This window comes from Cryobacterium aureum (assembly GCF_002954245.1).
GTDB classification, from domain to species: domain Bacteria; phylum Actinomycetota; class Actinomycetes; order Actinomycetales; family Microbacteriaceae; genus Cryobacterium; species Cryobacterium aureum.
Window position 1 is genome coordinate 386,142 of the sequence record NZ_PPTG01000009.1, and the last position, 20,205, is coordinate 406,346.

Annotated in this window: 13 protein-coding genes; 7 read left to right on the plus strand and 6 right to left on the minus strand. The window is 61.7% G+C overall.

What is annotated here, in order from left to right:
- Nucleotides 1–5 precede the first annotated feature (5 nt).
- Complete coding sequence (gene mobF, locus CJ028_RS04785; protein WP_105034232.1) at nt 6–3,524, minus strand: MobF family relaxase; 3,519 nt, start codon at nt 3,522–3,524, stop codon at nt 6–8.
- 585 nt (nt 3,525–4,109) lie between these two features.
- Between mobF and CJ028_RS04790 the strand changes: the two genes are divergently transcribed.
- Nucleotides 4,110–4,736 (plus strand): NPCBM/NEW2 domain-containing protein, encoded by a 627-nt coding sequence (locus CJ028_RS04790; protein ID WP_161498892.1) that lies wholly within the window; start codon nt 4,110–4,112, stop codon nt 4,734–4,736.
- 215 nt (nt 4,737–4,951) lie between these two features.
- On the opposite strand, the gene CJ028_RS04795 is transcribed toward CJ028_RS04790, so the two are convergent.
- Nucleotides 4,952–6,091, minus strand: coding sequence for a helix-turn-helix domain-containing protein (locus CJ028_RS04795; protein WP_105034117.1), 1,140 nt, complete (start codon nt 6,089–6,091; stop codon nt 4,952–4,954).
- Nucleotides 6,084–6,854 carry a hypothetical protein gene (locus tag CJ028_RS04800; protein ID WP_105034118.1) on the minus strand — a complete coding sequence of 257 codons (771 nt, stop codon included), beginning with the start codon at nt 6,852–6,854 and terminating at the stop codon, nt 6,084–6,086. The genes CJ028_RS04795 and CJ028_RS04800 overlap by 8 nt, the downstream gene beginning before the upstream one ends.
- A 60-nt stretch (nt 6,855–6,914) precedes the next feature.
- Here CJ028_RS04800 and CJ028_RS21315 point away from each other — a divergent pair, with 60 nt between their 5' ends.
- A complete protein-coding gene (locus CJ028_RS21315) occupies nt 6,915–7,325 on the plus strand; it encodes a hypothetical protein (protein ID WP_240607089.1) in 411 nt (136 codons plus the stop codon).
- A gap of 288 nt (nt 7,326–7,613) precedes the next feature.
- Here the strand turns inward: CJ028_RS21315 and CJ028_RS21705 are convergent, their stop codons facing one another.
- Genes CJ028_RS21705 through CJ028_RS04810 form a run of 3 tightly spaced genes read right to left on the minus strand, consistent with a single transcriptional unit; the run spans nt 7,614 to nt 8,197 of the window.
- Nucleotides 7,614–7,748 (minus strand): hypothetical protein, encoded by a 135-nt coding sequence (locus tag CJ028_RS21705; RefSeq protein WP_276309367.1) that lies wholly within the window; start codon nt 7,746–7,748, stop codon nt 7,614–7,616.
- A complete protein-coding gene (locus tag CJ028_RS22050) occupies nt 7,696–7,890 on the minus strand; it encodes a relaxase domain-containing protein (RefSeq protein WP_129590383.1) in 195 nt (64 codons plus the stop codon). The genes CJ028_RS21705 and CJ028_RS22050 overlap by 53 nt, the downstream gene beginning before the upstream one ends.
- Complete coding sequence (locus CJ028_RS04810) at nt 7,877–8,197, minus strand: hypothetical protein (protein WP_105034119.1); 321 nt, start codon at nt 8,195–8,197, stop codon at nt 7,877–7,879. Before CJ028_RS04810 ends, CJ028_RS22050 begins: the two co-directional genes overlap by 14 nt.
- Nucleotides 8,198–8,566: 369 nt before the next feature.
- On the opposite strand from CJ028_RS04810, the gene CJ028_RS04815 reads away from it, so the two are divergent.
- The 5 genes from CJ028_RS04815 to CJ028_RS04835 all read left to right on the plus strand — a co-directional run bounded on the left by CJ028_RS04815 (nt 8,567) and on the right by CJ028_RS04835 (nt 19,866).
- Complete coding sequence (locus tag CJ028_RS04815; protein WP_105034120.1) at nt 8,567–12,004, plus strand: helicase-related protein; 3,438 nt, start codon at nt 8,567–8,569, stop codon at nt 12,002–12,004.
- A gap of 59 nt (nt 12,005–12,063) precedes the next feature.
- Nucleotides 12,064–12,348, plus strand: a complete 285-nt coding sequence (locus CJ028_RS04820) for a helix-turn-helix domain-containing protein (RefSeq protein ID WP_105034121.1) — start codon at nt 12,064–12,066, stop codon at nt 12,346–12,348.
- Nucleotides 12,335–13,606, plus strand: a complete 1,272-nt coding sequence (locus CJ028_RS04825) for a type II toxin-antitoxin system HipA family toxin (protein WP_161498894.1) — start codon at nt 12,335–12,337, stop codon at nt 13,604–13,606. The genes CJ028_RS04820 and CJ028_RS04825 overlap by 14 nt, the downstream gene beginning before the upstream one ends.
- A gap of 75 nt (nt 13,607–13,681) precedes the next feature.
- Nucleotides 13,682–16,501, plus strand: a complete 2,820-nt coding sequence (locus CJ028_RS04830) for a DUF1156 domain-containing protein (protein WP_105034123.1) — start codon at nt 13,682–13,684, stop codon at nt 16,499–16,501.
- Entirely contained in the window at nt 16,501–19,866 is a 3,366-nt protein-coding gene (locus tag CJ028_RS04835; protein ID WP_105034124.1) for a DUF499 family protein, read from the plus strand. Before CJ028_RS04830 ends, CJ028_RS04835 begins: the two co-directional genes overlap by 1 nt.
- Nucleotides 19,867–20,205: the final 339 nt, after the last annotated feature.

Genomic DNA, 20,205 nt, shown 5'->3' on the forward strand with positions numbered 1-20,205 from the left:
ACACTTTAGAACTGGATGCCCACGGGCGGAAGCCCCACGGTGGCAGTCGGCCTGCGTGGGTCGTAGGCCTGACTATCCGCCAGCTGCTGCGCCGCAATGAGTGCAGCGTGAGCGCGAGCGGCATCGAGCTTCTGAGCCGTTGACTCTGGTGGTGCACCGAGCGACTTAGCACCGACGATGCCGTAGCGGTCCCGGTAGGCCGCGACCGCGCATCCGTTTTGGTGCCATGCGACGGCCGCTGTCCCCCGCGGCGCAGCGCCAAGCGCTCGAGTCCAGGGCTCCCCCGCGAGCAACGCTTGGTCGAGCACCGCGCTCGCACGCGACTCGATCAGGTCACTGCGCTCGACCAACGCCTGGTGCATGACGGCATCCATCGGCCCGAGCGCACGAGGAATTAGCCCGGCGACGAGCCGCGGCGCCCGACGCGTGCGTCCCGCACCGGTATCCCGCGAAACCACCGCCACGACTCGGGCTTGCAAGACAGCGGCAATGTCCTGCGCGTCCTCGAACCCGCGAGCCGCCACCACCCGCGGCAGCAGGCTCGCAACGTCGACAAAATGCGCCTCGGCTCGCCGTAGCTCCGCGGTGAACGGACCGAAGGCATCCGAGTGGATGACCTCATCAGCCTGACCCGGAGAGAGACCGCTCGCGCTCACCACCGACACCCACCGGTCGTGCTGCGCGGCCGCCGCGAGAGTCTCGTACTCCGCGGCGAGCTGCGCAACTGATCCCCACGCATCCTGCTCCGCCGCCAGAGTCTCGTGCGCCGACAGCTCGGCGCCGACGTGCTGCAGAATGCCATAGAGGATGCTGCGCGCCGTAACGTCCGCAGCGTCACCCGGCCGCGGCCCCACGTGGGCGACATCGGGCCGGTCGACGGCGACGTAGGCGGTGTTCGCCTCGCGACCCCGCGTCATCGCGACGTACAGATTCTCGCGCGGCATGCTCGGCGCGACGACAACGTGCGCCGTGTCGGTCGTGATCCCCTGCGCCCGGTGTGAGGTGACCGCGTAGCCCAGCTCGACATGCTCGGCGACGTACGAGGCGGGCAGCAGCACCGTGCTCCCCCACCGCCGACCCTGCCGCCGCACCTCGACCGAGCCGTTCCGGTGCACGCCGATCACATTCCACCGGTCGCCGTTGCGCACCCAGCTGCGCGACGCATACAGCCGCCGATCATTGAGCCGGGTGATGACCGTGTCACCGACGGCGGCGCGGGTTCCGTCGTGCAGAGCCACCTCGTGCAGCGCGTCGACCCGACCCTCCAGAATCAGCTCGGCGCGAGCGCGCACGTTCAGCGCCGCGACGGCCTCGTTCGAGTCGCTGATCAGCACGGTCGACTTTCCCGAGCGGATGTCCGCCCGCCACGCCTCGTAGGCAGCATCCGCCATCGCCTCCGTGCTGCCATCGCGCAGTCGGTCATGCGCGGAATACAGGTCGAGCACGTCGGGGTGGCCCTGGCGTAGTCCAAGGGAGGCGTTCTTCTCCCACTCGTTCACGAAGCGGTGCACGTCGATGAGCTCGGGCGCATCCGCTCGGTCGTGCACGAGCAGCGAGAACGCTCCGCCCGCGTCGACCGACTGCAGCTGGGCGTAGTCGCCGACCAACAGCACCTTCGCGCCCGCATCCAGGGCCAGGGCGGTGACCCGGTCGAGCGGCATCGTGCCCGCCAGGGATGCCTCGTCGATGATCACGAGCTGACCGGCCCGAAACGACGACCCCTGGTCGACATGCGTCTGCCACCACTTCGCCAGGTTCTCCGTCGCGATACCGAGATCCGTCGCCAGCACCGTCGCGGCGGCGGCCGAAGGCGCCAACCCAACCACGGCGCCAGCTCCGTGCGCTGCTTCCCACGCTCGCCGGAGGGCGTTCATCGCCGTCGTCTTGCCCACACCGGCCGGTCCTACGAGCACATCGATGACACGGCCCGAACCAGCAACCGAGGAAAGCGCCGCGAGCTGGTCATCGGCAAGCCAGCCGCCACCCGGCAACCGAGACGAAGCAGCCGACCCAAGCGCCACCCGTGGCGCCGTCACAAGCGCAGCTCGCTCGAGCAACCGAGACTCGGCATCGAGCAATCCAGTCGAAGTGAACACGACGGAGTGCTTCGGCCGAAACACCGACGTCCCATCATCGCGTTGAAACTCCACAGGGCTCGCTGCGAGCTCGGGTGGCGTGAGGCGCAGGGACGCGCGCTCGGCAGCATCCACTATGAGGCCGACGACGGCTTCCCGATCGGATGCCGACGCGAACCGATACGGCATCGTCTGGCGCGCGGCCTCGGCCGTGAGATTCCAGTGCCGCCAGGTGGCGCGTTTCTCGCTGACGGCCGTCATCACGCTTACCCCGAGCGCATCCACTGCCTGGCGCGGCAGGTCCTCCGCTCGCAGCAATACCGGCGACGTCCCGGCGGCCGTCGATAAGTCGTGCCCGAGCACGCGTGCAGCGCGTTCTCGCCACGCCGCCGTGAGGTCCGCCAGCGAGTGCACCTGCTTCGCCGGCCGCGTGGCGAGCGTGGCCTGCGCTCGCAGCTTCATGATCGTCACCGGCCTCGGACGCCGCCCGTGACTGGTCATATACTCCTCGATCAATCGGTCGGTCTCGACATCGATGTGTCGGGACCGGGTCGAGAACTCCGCCACGAGCGCCTCAGGCACGTCGGTCAGAGCCCACGCGGGGTGGCGGTCTCGCCCCCGTTCCCGCCGCTGCCACTGCACGCCGAGGGATCGCGTGAGCTCGTCGGCGAACAGGGATTCGTGCAGTTCGGAGAGCGCCACTACGGCCTCGTGCATCGGCCGGCCGTCGAGGGAGCGCCACTTGCCGTCGAGCACGGTCTGCACCTTGTTGCTGATCACGACGTGCGTGTGCAGGTGCGGGTCGCCGGCCCGGCTGTCGAAGTGGTCGAAGGCTGTCGCGATCAGTCCGGTCACATCGACCTGCGCGACGGCGCCGCCCTGCGCTGTCGTGCCGGTGCGCGTCGCAGCGACCTCCCGCTCCATGTACGCCAGCACCTCGGCCACCGCCGCATGGTGCGCCCGCAGGATGCGCTCCTGCGTGGCCGCGTCACCCGCACCCCAGAGGATGCTCGCCGACTTCGGAATCGAGAATGTGAAGTCGTAGCCGGCAACGGCCCGCCGCCGCTTTTCGTCCGGCTGTTCCAAAGCGGATGCCGCGGCCCGTTCGGTAAGGCCGCCACCGTCATCGTGTTTCCCGTCCAGGGCGTGGTCGGCCGCGGCGCTATACACCGGGTAAGCGCGACCGAGGGGTTCACCGGTGACCGGGTCGCGGCCCAGCCCGATGAGTAATTGCAGCTGCGCCTCCGTGACGACATCGCCATCAACGACGAGTCCCTCGCCGAGGCCGCGGAGTCCGCCGCCCATCCAGCGACCCGGCGGTGTGCCTTCCTCGGTGTAGTAGCGAGTCAGCGGAGTCGACAACAGGCGTTTGCCGTCGCCGGCGGCGACCGTGCGCAGGAGGTACTTGTACCCGTCGCCGGCGCTCATCACCCGCATCGAAACCGTCATCGCGGTCACCTCCGTCGTCACGAAGGTGCGCGTCCTCGATCCCCAGGAAGCGTGGTGATTCGGATCAGGTGGGAAGAGTTTGAGGAGCATTCGTTTCCATTCTCCGTTGTCAGGCCGACTCCAGCCCTCAGCCATTGCCAATATCGGCATGGATTGTCCGGATATGACCCGTTCGCCCTCCCCGAGAAAGCAGAGCGAGCCCCAGACGCGCACAGGAGTGCGGGTCGCATCTCTATGACAGTTCGGAGCACCGACGCGGCTTCGCCAACTCACTGGCTGAGAAAAGGCATTCCTGAGGCGACGATCGCGGCCGCATACTCGCGACGGAATCACGCCAAGCGCCGCGCGAAGCCGTGACATCGACCTCGGGCAGGGCGACAAAGGTCCAAGGCGGGATCGACAGCCCCGTGCAGCAACGGACTCAAAACAAGCTTGTCCGGCGAAGACGTTAACCCGGAGCGAGCTGCGCCAGTGATGTGCGCTCGGGCAGTCTCGATGGTTCAGCTGAAACCATCACGCCACAATGAGTCGTGGCGATTTACCCGAAGTCCTCTTAAATGCTCCACCGACGGGCATAATGAGCCCATGCCCGAGTCGCTACCTACAAAGCGTGGATTCTGGTACGTCGTGCTCGGTGCGGTGATCGCTGGCCTAGTTGTCGCTCTCGTTGTCGCGGTAGCGTCCGGCTTCTACTCAGCGTCGACGGGAAAGGCTGCGCTGGCTGGTCTTCTACCTGCTGCGAGGTCGTCCGTACCGGAGTCCGACGTCTTAGCAATGCCCCCACCAGAAAGCGTTGGAGGGACCGTCACGCAGTATCTGGCTGAACTGGACCCGATGGAAGGATACGCCGGGAACGGCGTGCGCGAAGTAGGCGGAGAGACGCTGCCCCACTCCATATTCAAGGACCTCGGTGGCTGCGACCTGGACGGCAGCATCGTCTATAACCTGAGCAAGGACTGGACCGAACTGAACCTAATCGTTGGGCTGGATGACACCAGCGACCTTGATGCAGTTGCGGAGACGAAAATCTTTGCAGACGGCAACCCCGTATTCGAAAGTGACAACCTTGTGCACGGTGAAAGCTACTCGACAGCGATCCAGGTCGCGGGAGTACTTTCTTTGCGGCTCAAATTTAGCTTTTTGGAAGGCAACATGGGCCAGTGCAGCCGAGCTGGGCTAGTTGTTTGGGGCGAACCAACGCTTTCTCGATGACTGAGGAATTTGCGGAACAGCCGGAATTATTGTGCTCTCCTGACTCTTCCGTGGGTTAGTTCCGTCCGGTAGCACTGGTTTGTGACCGCCAAGGCTGAGCATGGCGAGGGCGACCAGGGCGTCAGGCGATTTGAAGCCGAAGGCGATGCGTGAAATCGGCGATTCGACTTACGCGTTCATGTCGACTGTTCGGCTTCCTGCTTCGTAGCGTGTGGTTACAAGAGAGCACGCAGCTGTGGCCGGGTGTCGCCCGTGCCGACCAATCGCGCCACGGTTGACTCGTTCCATTTGAGTTCGTCCGCAAGCGATGCAGTCGTGACGTTCTCGTTTTGAGCATATTCGAAAGCGCGCCGCAGCAGGATGGGCATTTCGCCTTCAAACCGCGCCGTCGGTGACGGCTTCACCATGCCGGCGCTGCGCATCATCTCGAGCCGCTGATATGCACGGCGTGCAGAAGCATCGGAAAGCATGCCAAGCTGACGCGCGCGATAAACGATTGCCTTCATCTCCACGCCCCACGTCTGACTGAGTTGCGCAATCCGATCCCATTCGACACGAGTTCCCAGAAGGGTGCGCATCGCCCTTTCGGGAAGAAGCAACTCACCCGCGAATCCGTCTGCTTCGCGCTCAATCTCGATTTCGCCGTGGACCTCGTCTTGGTGAAGGGCGAAGTGGCCGAGCTCGTGCGCGAGATTGAAGCGATGCCTATAGACGTCGTCGATTCTGTCCGGCGGTGTTACGACGATCGGCCGCGAGAGCTTGCTCGTCGAGAACGCGCTGATGCGCTTGACCTCGGCGTCATTCGCAAAGCTCGCGAAGACGACGACGATACCGTTTGTCTCTGCCGTGCGAGTGAGGTGTGGGAAAGGCTCGTCAAGTTTGATGCCCCACTGTTGGCGTAATGACTCCGCGGCCTCGCGCAGAACCGCTCGATCGCGGGGACCATTGATCGGCGGCGGGGTCGGCAGATTGACGGGAGGAAACTGCACCCATCTCTCAAGCGCGTGCATAAGCTCCCAGACCTGCTCGGTATACGCCAAGGCCTTTTCGCGCTGGCCTACGGTCGTCGCACGTAGGGACTTGAAATGCGCGTCGGCAGTGTCAAGGGCAGCGTGAGGCCGACCGCTTGCAAAGAAACCTACCGGCACCATAAGGGCGCGTGCGAGTTCTTCCAGCACGGCGGGGCGCGGTGCATTAACGCCGGACTCCCACTGACCTACTGCGGCTGCGGAAACCCCCAATTCAATAGCCAGCGCCTGCTTTGTCTTCACCGCAAGCCGCCTGGCCTGGCGCAGCCGCGCGGAATCGAAGAGCGCTGCGACGTCCTCAACGCGCGTAGGAACTGAGTTACCCATTCGTCCGCTTCCTGGCCTCGTCCGACTGCTGGCGGGCCTTCTCGCCCTCCTCGTCGGGAGTGGTGGTCCGCTGTCGACGAGGCATCATGTCGGGCTCGGGGATCACGGCGTTGTCAAAGCGGCGTTCCTCGGTTACCTCGACAACGGCGCGCGGCGCAGAACGGTACAAGTTTAGATCTAGGTCGACGAAGTGCGCCCAGTCGATGGTTCCTCCGCTTTGGAGGCGTCCTTCTCCAAGGCCGGCGGCGATGAGGCCGGCATCGGCATTGTCAATGAACGGAACTAGCAGTGTTCGCCGGGGTGCGGATCGTGATGCCCGAAGCTCTGGCGTGGCCCACGACGCGTCCCCAACAGTGAGGCTGTCGAAGTCGAGCGTGTCTTCTGCAGTCACCCGGTTCGACAACGCGACGAGTGCGTCGCGAACCGCTCTGGGCTCCAGCGCGGCAGCTTGGAGGTCTCCTCTGAGTTTAGATCCTTGCCGATAAGCGTAAATCGCCGTCTCGCCGACGACCGGTACTGAGTATGAAGCGCCGTCCGGCTTGAACGTCGAACAACCCGGCAATGCGCCAATGCTGGTGGAGAGTTCGTCGTGCACGGCCAGCCACAGCGTGTTGCCGTACGGATTGAGTTGTCGCAGCCCGCTGGCGTCCTGGGCGCTGCGACCACGCCCGTGAGCGTTCTGGATACCCACAGAGATCAACTCGATGATGTTCTGCGGGACCTTACCGAGCATGTCGATGATCCAGTCGGGATATTGGTGCACCGAGACTCCTCAAGTTTGCGCCGACCAGAAGAGGAGGCGATTGCACTAATCGTACCTCAAATGTTCATTGAGAAACCGATTCAACATCAACAACTTCAGTTTGTCGCAAGAAACGCGCACATCATGTACTCTTATGAGGTCTCAACCGAGGCAAAACGCAGCGACCCCGCCACGGTCGTGCCGTGCGGGGTCGCGAGTTCCGGGAAGAACACCCTCGATTCTAAGCCGGCATGTACTGAAACGGTTCGCCAAAACGAAGGGGTCATGATGACCGCGCCGAAGAATCACAACAAACCCTGGACACCGACAGACAACGCGAAGCTGCGCACGGAGGCAAAGGGCAACACGCCCACCCGCGTGATCGGACTTCACATGGGACGCACCCCAAACGCAGTCCAGTCGCACGCTGCGGACATCGGGGTGTCGCTGAAGCCGACGAACCAGAGCCCCTACGGCACCAGCAAGAAGTAGGAGGTGAGATGTGCGCTCCCGATGCGGGGGCGCACATCTCGACAAACGTCATCACCTCGCGTATGGACACAAGTGCAGCCCCCTGCACACACGAACTCGGGGGTTTCGCTGTTTGACCACTTGGTCCTTGGGCACTCGAGCTGGATCGCGTTCACTCAGGTATATCGTGTGTCATTCTGCGCAGGCTCTTTGTGCGCGTGACGGTCGACGGGCGCCTTCGCCGACCACGCGACGAGATACGCCATCTGAACGAGCTGCTATCTATGCGAATCCGCATGGATAGGATCCTCAATCACCGGACGTTTCGCAAGCTTTAGGTTGCGATGCGTCGATTCCAGCGCCTTGCATGAATATCATGGCGATGGACTCTTCATCGGCGGCTACCACGAAATGGTCGAACGCCGTCGCGATCAGGCCGGTCACATCCACCTGCGCCACCGCGCCGCGCCGCGATGCGCGCGTGCGTGCGTGGCCACGTAGGCCTATGCCACAGTACGCTCGCCGACTTCGGAATCGAAAACGTGAAGTCAAAGCCCGCCACGGCACCAGGCCTAACCGAATTCATTGCCAAGTTTCTCAAGGACTTCGCGAGCCCGCAGCGTCGCCACAAGTTGTTGCTCGGGAGACTGAGCTCCGAGCATCTCCCGAATCAGGCCCTTTCGTTCGGAAGCCGCAACTGACTCCAAGACTGGTTGCGGAAATTCCCCTATTGCCTTCGCTGCCATATGGAATACTCCCACCGGCTCCCCAAAACGTTGCCACTCCGCGAGAAGTTTCCCTCGAGCGACTTCGCGGGAATCTCCCATCTCAAAGAACGTGACTGCATAGGCGCCGAGGCCGTCGACGATGATGGATTTCGATGCGTTGGTCATAGGTAAACGATGCCACATTCCACGGCGCATCGAGGCGTCTATCCGTGGTTCCCTAGGTTGGGCGGCTACACGGTCTGAGCGTGGGTCACTAGCCCAACAACCACACGGCACCCGATACATCCATCCCGAGAACGTCGTGGCCAACAACGGCTTGGCCCGTGACTTCTGCAGCGATAATGCCTAGTCCGCCTCGATCTGCAAGAGGCGTGGGACAACCTTCTGAGTCCTAATTCTTCAGACACTACTCACGCACGTTCCGTGGAAACTGGCCCACTGAGGCTGGCGGGGCCGAGCTTCCGTTTCGGGAAAGGAGAAACGGGGACATTGGTATGGTGAGTTCCAAGTAACCGACGCAATGAAAGGAAGTCTGTGCGCCTCGAGGACATCACTCCGACGACGCGGTTGATGGGCTTGATTCCCGGACGGCCCGTTTCTGTCGTTGCGGTTGTCGCTCACGGCGACGACGCCTATGAGGTCACCTTTCGCGATGACACTGGGACGCTCGGCGCCGTGATTCTCTATCGCGCGGACGAGGGCCGCATTGAGCCTCATCTTGACGAGGGTCGTCCCTTCGATGCCGATGCTCAGGACTTCCGGCTCGCAGCGGAAGCTCAGCGCATCCTTCTCGCGGGTTTGCACGACCCGATGCTTGCCGTGGCGACGAGCGATGTCCAGCCGCTGCCGCATCAGATTCGCGCGGTCTACGGGGAATTGTTGCCCCGAACGCCCCTGCGGTTCCTGCTCGCGGATGATCCTGGCGCAGGCAAGACAATCATGGCTGGCCTTTATATAAAGGAGCTCATCCTTCGGGACGATGTTCACTCATGTATGGTCGTCGCACCTGGTGGATTAGTCGAGCAATGGCAGGACGAGCTTCGGCTGAAGTTCGGCCTCGACTTCGAAATTCTCGCGCCGGGTGCCGAAGATGCCGTTCCCGGCGGATCCGTATTTGAGAGCAAGCCCCTGCTTATCGCACGAATGGATCAGCTTGCTAGAAACGAGGTTCTGCAAGCCCAGCTCGCGGAGGCCGAGTTCGATCTCATCGTGGTCGATGAGGCGCACCGGATGAGCGCAAGTTGGTTCGGGGGCGAGTTGAAGGCATCGAAGCGGTTCCAGCTCGGCGAACTGTTGAGCGAGCGTGCGCGCCACCTTCTCCTGATGACGGCCACGCCGCATAACGGTAAAGATGAGGATTTCCAGACCTTCCTATCGTTACTGGACCGAGATAGGTTCGCTGGCCCCGGTGAGAAGCATGCACAGGGGACCGTCGACGGGATCATGCGGCGCATGGTTAAAGAAGACCTCCTGACATTCGAGGGAAAACCACTATTCCCAGAGCGCATAGCCGAGACAGTCTCCTACAGGTTGTCGCCCGCTGAGCAGCACCTTTATGAAGAAGTCACCGAGTACGTGCGCCACGGCATGAACCTCGCCGATCGGCTCGATGGCAAGCGAAAGAACACTGTCGGGTTTGCACTCACGGTGCTGCAGCGACGCCTGGCATCGAGCCCAGAAGCGATCTTCCAATCGCTGCGCCGCCGCACGGAACGGCTGGATCGCGTTCGCGTCGATCTCCTCACCGGAGTCGTTGGCCCTCCGACGAAAGCCGCACCTGACGCGCTGGTGGAGGACGATCCGGATGTCGATGAACTCGACTCTGCCGATCTCGAGGATGCCGAGGATGAACTCGTTGATTCGGCGACGGCTGCGCGCACTGCGGCCGAGCTTGCGACCGAGATACTCGATCTTCGCCGACTCACCGACATTGCCAGTCGTGTCGTCGCCAGCCAAGAAGACGTCAAGTGGCGCGAGCTCCGCGGAGTCATCGAGAGCCAAGTGCTGGCCCAAGATGATGGATCCGCGCACAAGCTCATCGTGTTTACCGAGCACCGCGACACTCTGAACTACCTCCAGCGGCGCATCGAATCGTTAATCGGTCGCGCGGAAGCTGTCGTCGCAATCCATGGCGGTGTCGCGCGGCACGAGCGGCGCCGCATCACGGCGGAATTCACGAACAATCCTGAAGTGCAAGTACTTGTTGCAACGGATGCAGCCGGCGAGGGGCTCAACCTGCAGGCCGCCCACCTCATGGTGAACTACGACCTTCCGTGGAACCCGAACCGCATCGAACAGCGCTTCGGCCGAATCCATCGCATCGGTCAAACCGAAGTCTGTCGGCTCTGGAACCTCGTCGCAGAGGACACCCGCGAAGGCGAGGTCTTCCAACGACTGCTCGACAAAATCGAAGAGCAACGCCTTGCCTACGGCGGCAAGGTCTTCAACGTGCTCGGCACGTCTCTCGGCGAACTCTCCCTTGCTCGGCTTTTGCGCGAAGCAATCCGCTACGGCGAGCAGCCTGAGGTGCGAGCCAAGATGTTCGAGACGATCGACGCGGGTGTCGCAGCAGGGCTCAAAGAACTCATGGATGACGAGGCCTTGGCCAACGAGGCAATGGGAGCGAGCGACCTAGAATCACTTCGCGCGCAGATGGAGGACGCGCGGGCCCGACGTCTGCAGCCCCACTTCATTCGCGACGCGTTCTTAGAGGCATTCGAGCGACTCGGCGGTCGGATAGAACGCAGGGAACGCGGTCGATTCGAGATCACACACGTGCCTGCGGACGTGCGTGACCGCGCCGGCCGCGCGCCCGTCTCCCGACGATACGAGCGAATCACCTTCGATCCAAAAACCATCGACCAGTCCGATACACCCCACGCTGAACTATTAGCCCCCGGGCATCCACTGCACGACGCTGTTCTTAGGCTCGCCGTCGACCGACTCGGATCCGTGCTTGATCGCGGGGCAGTCTTGACCTCCGCAGAGATGGACGCTCCCGTCCTTCTCGTGGGCGTGCTCAACGAGGTGCAAGACGCCAACCACAACTCAATTGCCAAGCGGTTCGGATACGCCTTCATCAGTGAAGACGGCACCGTTTCTGACGCCGGCCCCGCCCCCTATCTCGACTTCGCGGTGGCGAATGCCGATCAGCGGGTTACAGGAGCAGCACTTGCATGGCTCGGCCAGCGGGAGCGCGACGCAATGTCCTGGATTATCGCGGAACAGCTACCGACTTTTGCCGAGGAGGTGACCACCCGACGTACAAGGGAGTTCGAGCGCGTCCGCGAACGTGTGACCACCCGACTCACTCGCGAGGTGAATCGGCTAGAGACAGATGCGCTCAAGGCAGACGCGGCCTCGGGAGCTGGCAAGCGGGTGCGCGTTTCGAGTGACAGCCTTCGCCGCAAAGCAGATGAGCTCGCAAAGCGACTTCAGATCAGGCTCTCGCTCATAGGACGGCAGCTCGCAATGGCTCCAGTACCTCCACGCATCATGGCGATCGCCCTCGTTCTGCCTCAACACGTTGATCCAGAAGTTGGCCCAGATTCTGATCCGCAGACTTTTGCGCGGGATACTGCAGCCGTCGAGCGCCGCGGAGTCGATGCTGTGCTCGCAGCAGAACGCAGACTCGGTCGAACCCCGATGGAGCAGGCGCACAACAACCCCGGTTTCGATATCCTGTCGCGTGGCACGGGAGAGCCGAGTATTCGCATTGAAGTCAAGGCTCGCATCATCGGTTCGGACACGTTCACGATCACCCGTACCGAGGTGCTCACTGCCCTCAATACCGAGCACGACCATCGACTCGCCCTCGTCTCCGTGAGTCTGGATGGTCCGGAGCACGATCAGATTTCCTACGTCGGCGACGCGTTCCAAGGCGTCGAGCCAGCATGGCTTACGGACTTCGACGTCGTCTCACAGAACCTCGCGTGGGCCGAGTGGTGGGCACGCGGTGGAAAACCCTTCTGATCTGTGCTTGTGGGATTATCCCGACATGCACTAATGTGGGGATATCGCCACTTTGCTGGATGTGGGATTATCCCGACACGGAGGACGCCATCATGCCTACGGTACAAGTGCGAAAGTTCCGCGACATTGGCCCTGTCATTAAGGCCGTGCGCGAGAGCCACGCGGTACGTCAGGAAGACCTGGCTGAGCGGCTCGCCTTCTCGCGCGACTATCTCATCGATCTCGAGAAGGGCAAGGGCAGCCTCTACATCACGCGGCTGTTCCGAACCCTAAACGAGCTGGGTATCACCGTGACGTTGACATACGAAGCGCAAGATGGCAAGGCGAGCAATGTCGACACTTGACCTCTACCTGCACGACCGTCGAATTGGCGCTGTGCAAAGAGACCCCCGAGCTCGGCATCGCGTCGCGATCGAGTGGGACAGCACATACCAAGGAGGGGCTCCGACCCTGACCGAGTCCTTTGGATTCATACCCACGCGTGCGCCCGATGCGGAGCTCGCATCAAATTTTCTCGGTGGATACACGCCAGAGGGTAACCAACGCACAGCGCTTGCTGCAAAGCGAGGGATCGACCCCGACGACCTTTACGGGATTCTGAGCGAATTCGGCGGCTCGATCGCGGGCGCAGTCACGCTCCGCGACCCCGATGAGCACACAAACTATCACCCGAACTACGATGAATTGCCGGAGCGCGCGGTCGCGTCTCGGCTCCAACAAGCCATCGATGAGCACGACCTCGGCGCGCGCGACGACAGCCGCTCCATGCTGCCTGGATTCCAGCCCAAACTCCTGGTCGCTCAATTCGATGACGCATGGTTTGAACCCCACGGTAGAGCGCACTCGACCCACATCCTCAAACCTCAACTGCACTCGCGCCCTGAAGCAATCTTCGACGAGTTTTACAGCCATGAACTCGCTCGTCACGCCGGCCTGTCTCGGTTTCAGAGCACGATGCGCAAGGCAGGCACGATGAATTATCTGGCAATTGAACGCTTCGATCGCCAGGTGGTCGGCGGCAATGTCGTGCTGCACCATCAGGAAGATCTCGCACAGGCGCTCGGACTTGACTGGCGCGATGGTGACGCCAAGTTCCAAGACCACCGGCTGCCATCGAGGAGCGGGCGCCCCTCGGCGCGCCTCATCGGCGAGCTGCTGGGTTCAATCCCCGGCGGCGGGCCCGCCGCCGAACAGTGGCTGCGTCAACTCGTTTACCATGTCGCAATCGGCAACAACGATGCGCACGCCAAAAACGTCGCGCTCCTTCATCTCGCCACGGGGACGCAGCTGAGCGAGATCTATGACGCTGTGCCGAACCTCTTCCAAGAAAGGCGCATCGACTGGAATCTCGCACTCTCCGTTGGAGGGATCTTCGACCAGCGCAGGATCTCCGTAGATGCTCTGACAAGGGAGGCTTTGTCGTGGGGGGTGCTTCCTCGACAACTGGTGCCGAAGGTAGTCGAGGAAACGCTTGCCGCCATTGAATCGGCGGTGCGAGCGATCTCACCGCCCAAACTCGCATCACAGGGCATGCCCGAGAGGATCGACTGGAACGTCAGTAGGCTCCGATCCGGCGCCGAGATCAGCAAGCCCAAAAAGTGATGCATCATCCGATGTCTCTAATCACAAGTACCGCGCTCAAACTCGTCGCGTCCTTGGCCGGAAGGAATCCCTGAAGTGGCTTACAAACGCAAATTGATCGAGGTCGCGATCCCCCTCGCTGCGATCAATAAGCAGTCCGCCCGCGAGAAGTCTATAAAGCACGGCCATCCCTCCACGCTTCACATGTGGTGGGCGCGGAGACCCCACGCTTCCGCGCGTGCGGTCCTTTTCTCGCAGCTTGTCGATGATCCGAGCGAGCACGCAGAGGAATTTCGGGCCGAAGCGAATGCGCGTGGTGAAAGTGATGTAGAGAAATGGGTGCAAAGTCGAATCTCAACCGAGCGCGAGCGTCTTTTCGGCCTTATCGTTCGGATGGTTGATTGGGACAATCTAAACGACAACGCGCTCTTCGACGAGATCAGAGCTGAGATCTTAAATTCGACGAACGGGAATCCACCGGCCATCTTGGACCCATTTGCCGGTGGCGGGACAATCCCAGTCGAGGCGCAACGGTTAGGTCTCAAGGCGTACGCAAGCGACCTGAACCCGGTTGCAGTGCTCATTAACAAAGCGCTCGTGGAGTTCCCGCCAAAGTTTGTTGGCCGCCCGCCAGTATTCCCTGGAGCCGTCGAGCAGAAGAACTCATGGCTAGGCGTGACGGGTCTTGCAGAGGATGTTCGTCGGTACGGGACTTGGATGAAGGATGAAGCACAAAAACGCATTGGGCACATGTATCCATCGGCGAAGCTTGGCGGTGGAGCTAACGCTTTGGTCGTCGCATGGATTTGGGCGCGCACTGTCACTTGCCCCAACCCGGCTTGCAAGATTGAGATGCCATTAGTTCGTTCGTGGTGGCTCCGCAATAAGAAGGGTAGAGAGGCTTACATTGTCCCTACTGTCCTGGGCGGCCGGGTCGAGTTTACGATCGGCAATGATCCAAGATTTGCGCCGAAGGCTACCGACGTCGGGACGGTCGGGCGAACCGGTGCGACCTGCGTCTCTTGCGGAACGGCGGTTGATCTTGCATATATACGCGCCGAAGGTCGCTCTGGGAGGCTAAGCGCACAACTAATGGCTGTAGTTGCAGAGGGCAATCGGGAACGCGTTTATTTGCCGCCAGACGGAATTCATGTCGCGGCGGCCGACGTACCAAGACCCGAGAACCTTCCGCCGGGAGAGATCCCCGACAAAGCACTGAGCTTCCGGGTGCAAGCGTATGGAATGACGGAATGGGTTGACCTTTTTACGAATCGTCAGCTGAACGCACTCACTGCATTTAGCGATTTGATAAGCGAGGCGCGTGAACTTGTGATGCGCGATGCCCTTTCGGCCGGTATGGAGATAGGGCTGTCACTGGACCAGGGAGGGATCCATGCCGCCGCGTACGCAGACGCGATCGCGACTTACCTGGCATTCGCGGTTTCCAAGGTCGCGGACCGCGGATCGAGCATCGTGACTTGGTTTATCGGTCGAGAGTCGACGCGGAACACATTCGCTCGCCAGGCCATCCCAATGACGTGGGACTACGTCGAGCCCAACCAGTTCGCTGAGGGAACTGGGAGCTTTGCTGGCGCTGTGCGTTGGACCGCCGAAGCGATAGATATTGCCGGGGAGACCGTGGCGGTTGCCGAGCAAGCCGACGCAGCTTCGAGGTCTTACGACGGATTCCTGATAGCCACTGACCCGCCGTACTACGACAACATCGGGTACTCAGATCTCTCCGACTTCTTCTACGTGTGGCTAAGGCGATCTCTCCGCGATATCCACCCGTCTCTGTTAGGCACAATTTTGGTGCCTAAAGCGGAGGAACTTGTAGCAAATCCGTTTCGGCACGGCGGGAAACATGGCGCACGGGAATTCTTCGAGACTGGATTCGAGAGTGTGTTTGAACGTGCGCGCGCCGCAGCAACAAATGATTTCCCGATCACTGTCTACTACGCGTTCAAACAATCTGAATCTGAGGACGGTGCGACAGCATCGACGGGCTGGGAGACCATTTTGGGGAGCATGGTACGTGCGGGGTGGACCGTAACCGCAACTTGGCCGATGCGCTCAGAATTGAGTAACCGGATGATCGCGTCAGGTACGAATGCACTTGCATCTTCTGTCGTGCTTGCCCTACGTCCTCGGCCCGATGGAGCCGCAACGACTGACCGGCGTGGCTTCATTGCGGCGCTGAAGCGTGAGCTCGCCCCTGCGCTCCGAGATCTGCAATCGGGTGGCATTGCGCCGGTCGATCTTCCACAAGCGGCAATCGGTCCAGGCATGGCAGTTTTCTCCAGATATGCATCCGTCATCGAGTCAGACGGATCAGCCATGCCAGTTCGCGCTGCGCTGGCACACATCAACGAGATGCTTGACGAAGTCCTGACTGAGCAGGAGGGTGACTTCGATGCCATCACTCGCTTCGCACTTGCATGGTACCGAGGACACGGTTACGAATCTGCGGCTTATGGAGATGCCGAAGACCTTGCTCGAGCCCGCGGGACCGCGGTATCCGTCATGGAGCGCAGTGGAATTCTCACCGCTCGCGCTGGACGAGTGCAACTCTTTCGCCCCTCCGACCTTGATCCCGAATACGACGTGATTGCCGATAGCCAAACGAGTGCATGGGAGGCCCTGCACCACGCAATCCGAGTCCTTGATATAGCTGGCATCAGTGCGGCCGGAGTATTCCTACAAACGGCAAGTCAGCGAGCAGATGGTGCAGTCGACCTAGATCTGGTCAAGGAACTCGCCTACCTCGTTTTCCAGGTCGCGGAGAAAAGTGGATGGAGCAAAGACGCGCAGAGTTTCAATGACATCGCGACATCGTGGGGCGACCTGCTTCAAGCGGAGCCACCCGTTTCAAGCGTGAACACGTCCGTAACGCTTGATTTTGAGGGGGACCAATAATGGCCATATCAAACCGCGACCGGATCGGGCGCATGTTCGAGCTGCTCTCCCCGGCGCTTGACGCCTTTATCGCGGAGACGCTCTCGCCGGAAATCGGTGACAGCGATTGGGCGGGGATCGTCAAGCTCGCAGATGAGGCAAAGGGCATCAACGACAAGAAGTATGACCGGATGGATCCGCAGGTTCAGCTTCGCATGCTGACCGAGGGCATCACTGGCCGAGTGAAACCGGGATGGTATCCATTCCGAGCGGTTCTCTCGAGGGAGCACGAGGCCTATGCGAGCCTGCTGCGGGGAATGCGCGATACCTGGGCACACAACGGCAGTTTCGACGACGATTCCGCACTCCGGGCGCTGGACTACGCCCGGCTACTGCTCGCTGCGGTTGGCGCGACCGCTGTCGCAGGTCAAGTCGACGAGATCCGTCTAAACCTCCGACGTATCACCACGAGCAAGCAAGACGAGAAGAATCTCAAGTCATCGGCTGTCGTTCCCGGCGCTGCGGGCGTTGCACCATGGCGTGATGTGCTCAAACCTCGGGATGAGGTCGCCACCGGCAATTTCCAATCGTCCGAGTTTGCGGCCGACCTCTATAAGGTGGCGAGGGACGACGGATCTACCAGCGATGAATACTCTGACCCGGCGCAGTTCTACGCCCGTACCTACCTGACAGAAGGCCTGCGAGACCTGATCGGTCGAACCGTCAAGCGGCTCTCCGGCGACACCAATGCATCGCCGGTCATCAACCTGCAAACCAACTTCGGTGGCGGTAAGACGCACTCGATGCTGGGCCTTTGGCACCTCGCTAGCGGGCTGAAGCTCAGTGCGTTTCCGCAGGAGACCCAGGATTTGCTTGGGGCCAACGGCTACCCATCGGATGGCATTTCCGCACGCCGAGTTGCTCTTGTTGGTAACCACTTTGCGCCACAGGGTGAAGAGAAGCCAGACGGTACGCGAATCAACACATTGTGGGGCGAGCTCGCCTGGCAACTCGGCGGTGCCGACGGTTATGCGATAGTGGCCGAGCACGATCAGGCGCGTACCAATCCGGGCGCCGACATGCACAAGCTCCTCGCGGAGTACGCGCCGGCTGTGATCCTCATCGATGAGTGGGTTGCCTATGCGCGCCAGCTCTATGGGCGCGAGGATCTCGCGGGCGGAACCTTCGACACGCAGTTCACATTCGCCCAGTCGCTCACCGAAGCGGTGAAGTCGACTCCGGGCGTGCTGCTCGCGATCTCGATTCCGGCGTCGCACGATGGTGACGACAGCGAAGACGTCGTCGGCGCGGCCGAGGAGGTCGGCGGCAGTAACGGCATGGAGGCGCTCAAGCGCCTGCAGAACGTCGTGCGCCGCATCGCCGACCAGTGGCGCCCGGCGTCGAGCGACGAAGCCTATCGCATCGTGAAGCAGCGACTGTTTGAAACCGAAGATGCGACGGCGCTCGCCCAGATCAACGCGACGGCAAAGGCCTTCACTGATTTCTATGGCCAGAACGCAGGTGAATTCCCGAAGGAGGCGCGAGATCCTCAGTATGGTGCGCGCATCCGTCAGACCTATCCTTTACACCCAGAGTTGTTCGATCGTCTATATGAAGACTGGTCGTCACTAGAACGATTCCAGCGGACGCGCGGCGTGCTGCGATTGATGAATGCAGTCATCCATGCTCTGTGGCTGGGCGAAGACCAGGCACCGCTCATCATGCCCGGCTCGATGCCGCTCTCCGTCGCATCCGTCAATGCCGAACTCACCCAGTACCTTCAGGACTCATGGAAAGCCGTGATCGACGCAGACGTCGACGGTCCGAACTCGGAACCGGCTCGCATCGACGCCGAGAAGCCAGTGCTGGGGCAGCGGTCGATCACGAAGCGGCTGGCCCGCACGGTGTTCTTCGGCGCGGCTCCCACGATTGGCACCTCGCACAAGGGCGTCGATACTGCGCGCGTCTTCCTGGGCGCAGCAGTCCCTGGCGATATCGTGGGCAACTTCCACTCGGCCTTGTCCCAGCTCGGGGACCGTGCGACCTACTTCTACTCGAGCGCCGGAAAGCACTGGTACGACACCGAAGCCAACATTACTCGGCGTGCCAAAGATGCTGCCGAAGCGCTGCACCGCGAAGATGTTTGGGCGGAGATCGTGCGCCGGCTGCGCGTCGAGGAACGTTCGCGTGGCGACTTTGCGGGGGTGCATGTTGGTCCCGCTGACTCTGGCGACATTCCTGACACCGACCAGGCCCGCCTCATCATCCTTCACCCCAAGTTCAGTCACAAGCGGCGCGCGACCAGCTCGGCCGCATTCACGTTCGCGCAGCAAGCGACGGAACGGCGGGGAACTGCGAATCGCACGAATCGCAACATGGTCATCTTCTTGGCGCCGGATGAGGACCGGTTGGCCGAGCTCGACCAAGCGGCACGAACATACTTGGCGTGGAAGGAGATCGTCGAGAAATCAAACGAGCTCAATCTCACTCCACAGCAGCTCGCGCAGGCGAGCGAGAAGCGCGATCAGGCTAGCCGCACGATTGACGACCGCCTACCGCTAACGTACCAGTGGGTGCTGAATCCGACGTCGCCCGTGCCAGGCGGGCCTTTCGAGATCGAAGAGATCAAGACCGACGGGCAGTCGCCATCCCTCGCGGATCGTGTCGCCAAGAAGCTTGGTAGCGCAGGTGCATTTAGCTCGCAGCACGCTGCGCGGTCGATCCGCCTGTCACTCGACGTGAAGGTGCCAGCGGCATGGACCGATGGGCACGTGAGCGTTGGTGCATTGTGGGGACTCTACGCCCACTACCCCTATATGCCTCGGCTGCGCGGACGCGAGGTGCTGGTGGATGCGCTCGATAACCAGCCGCTGCTCTGGCAATCCGAGGGATTTGCCCTCGCTGACAGCTATGACTCGGATTTGGACACCTACTCGGGTCTGTGGCTCCCCGGAGAGACGGGTCGCGCAAGCATCACAGACGCGACACTCATCGTGAAGCCTGAGCGCGCCGAGACCCAGAGGGCAGCTGAAACGCCGATCCCGGCCATTCCCGACGACGACCTGAGCACGACCTCCACGTCATTTGGAGCGGATGCGGCAACTCGATCGGGCGCCACGACTCAGGTGCCGGTCGCCCCGCCGAAACAAACCGCCCGTCGCTTCGTGGGGAGCGCGCCGATCAGCGGCGACCGTTACTCCGGCGACTTCGCGAAGATTGCCGCCGAGGTAATCGCGAACCTAGCCGCCGTCCCCGGCGTGAAACTCACTCTCAACGTCTCGATTGACGCGATCGCGCCCGACGGGTTTACCGAGCAGCAGGTCCGGACGATTCGCGAGAATGCCTCCACCTTGAAGTTCACAACGAACGAGTTCGAGAGTGATTGACGTGCTCGAACGCGGATCGTCACGCTGTGTCTCTCCGTAGCACGCCGCCAAGACTTCTCGCCCTCCAGTGCTCGCGATCCGAGTTCCAGCTCATCGTGTGATCGGATTTGAATTGCTCGAGGTTGACGATGCCTGAACGCAGGGCTCCGAGGCGAGCAGAGAGCGGGAACGGCGATGACGCGTCCGAGTGCCATGAAAGATTAGTGTCGGCACGGACAACTCGTCGGCGCGCGCGATCGAGTCGAAGCTGCGCAGATCGAAGGGTTTGGCGAGACCGACTCGACACGCGTGCTGCGTTTCCGGCGCGCACTGAAGGCCTGCATTCGATTCTTGGGTTAC

What these genes read in the sequence shown, in the direction of transcription:
- mobF (WP_105034232.1), bottom strand. Translation starts at nt 3,524, where the DNA reads ATGACGGTTTCGATGCGGGTGATGAGCGCCGGCGACGGGTACAAGTAC.
- CJ028_RS04790 (WP_161498892.1), top strand. Translation starts at nt 4,110, where the DNA reads ATGCCCGAGTCGCTACCTACAAAGCGTGGATTCTGGTACGTCGTGCTC.
- CJ028_RS04795 (WP_105034117.1), bottom strand. Translation starts at nt 6,091, where the DNA reads ATGGGTAACTCAGTTCCTACGCGCGTTGAGGACGTCGCAGCGCTCTTC.
- CJ028_RS21315 (WP_240607089.1), top strand. Translation starts at nt 6,915, where the DNA reads ATGTTCATTGAGAAACCGATTCAACATCAACAACTTCAGTTTGTCGCA.
- CJ028_RS22050 (WP_129590383.1), bottom strand. Translation starts at nt 7,890, where the DNA reads ATGAATTCGGTTAGGCCTGGTGCCGTGGCGGGCTTTGACTTCACGTTT.
- CJ028_RS04810 (WP_105034119.1), bottom strand. Translation starts at nt 8,197, where the DNA reads ATGACCAACGCATCGAAATCCATCATCGTCGACGGCCTCGGCGCCTAT.
- CJ028_RS04820 (WP_105034121.1), top strand. Translation starts at nt 12,064, where the DNA reads ATGTGGGATTATCCCGACACGGAGGACGCCATCATGCCTACGGTACAA.
- CJ028_RS04825 (WP_161498894.1), top strand. Translation starts at nt 12,335, where the DNA reads ATGTCGACACTTGACCTCTACCTGCACGACCGTCGAATTGGCGCTGTG.
- CJ028_RS04835 (WP_105034124.1), top strand. Translation starts at nt 16,501, where the DNA reads ATGGCCATATCAAACCGCGACCGGATCGGGCGCATGTTCGAGCTGCTC.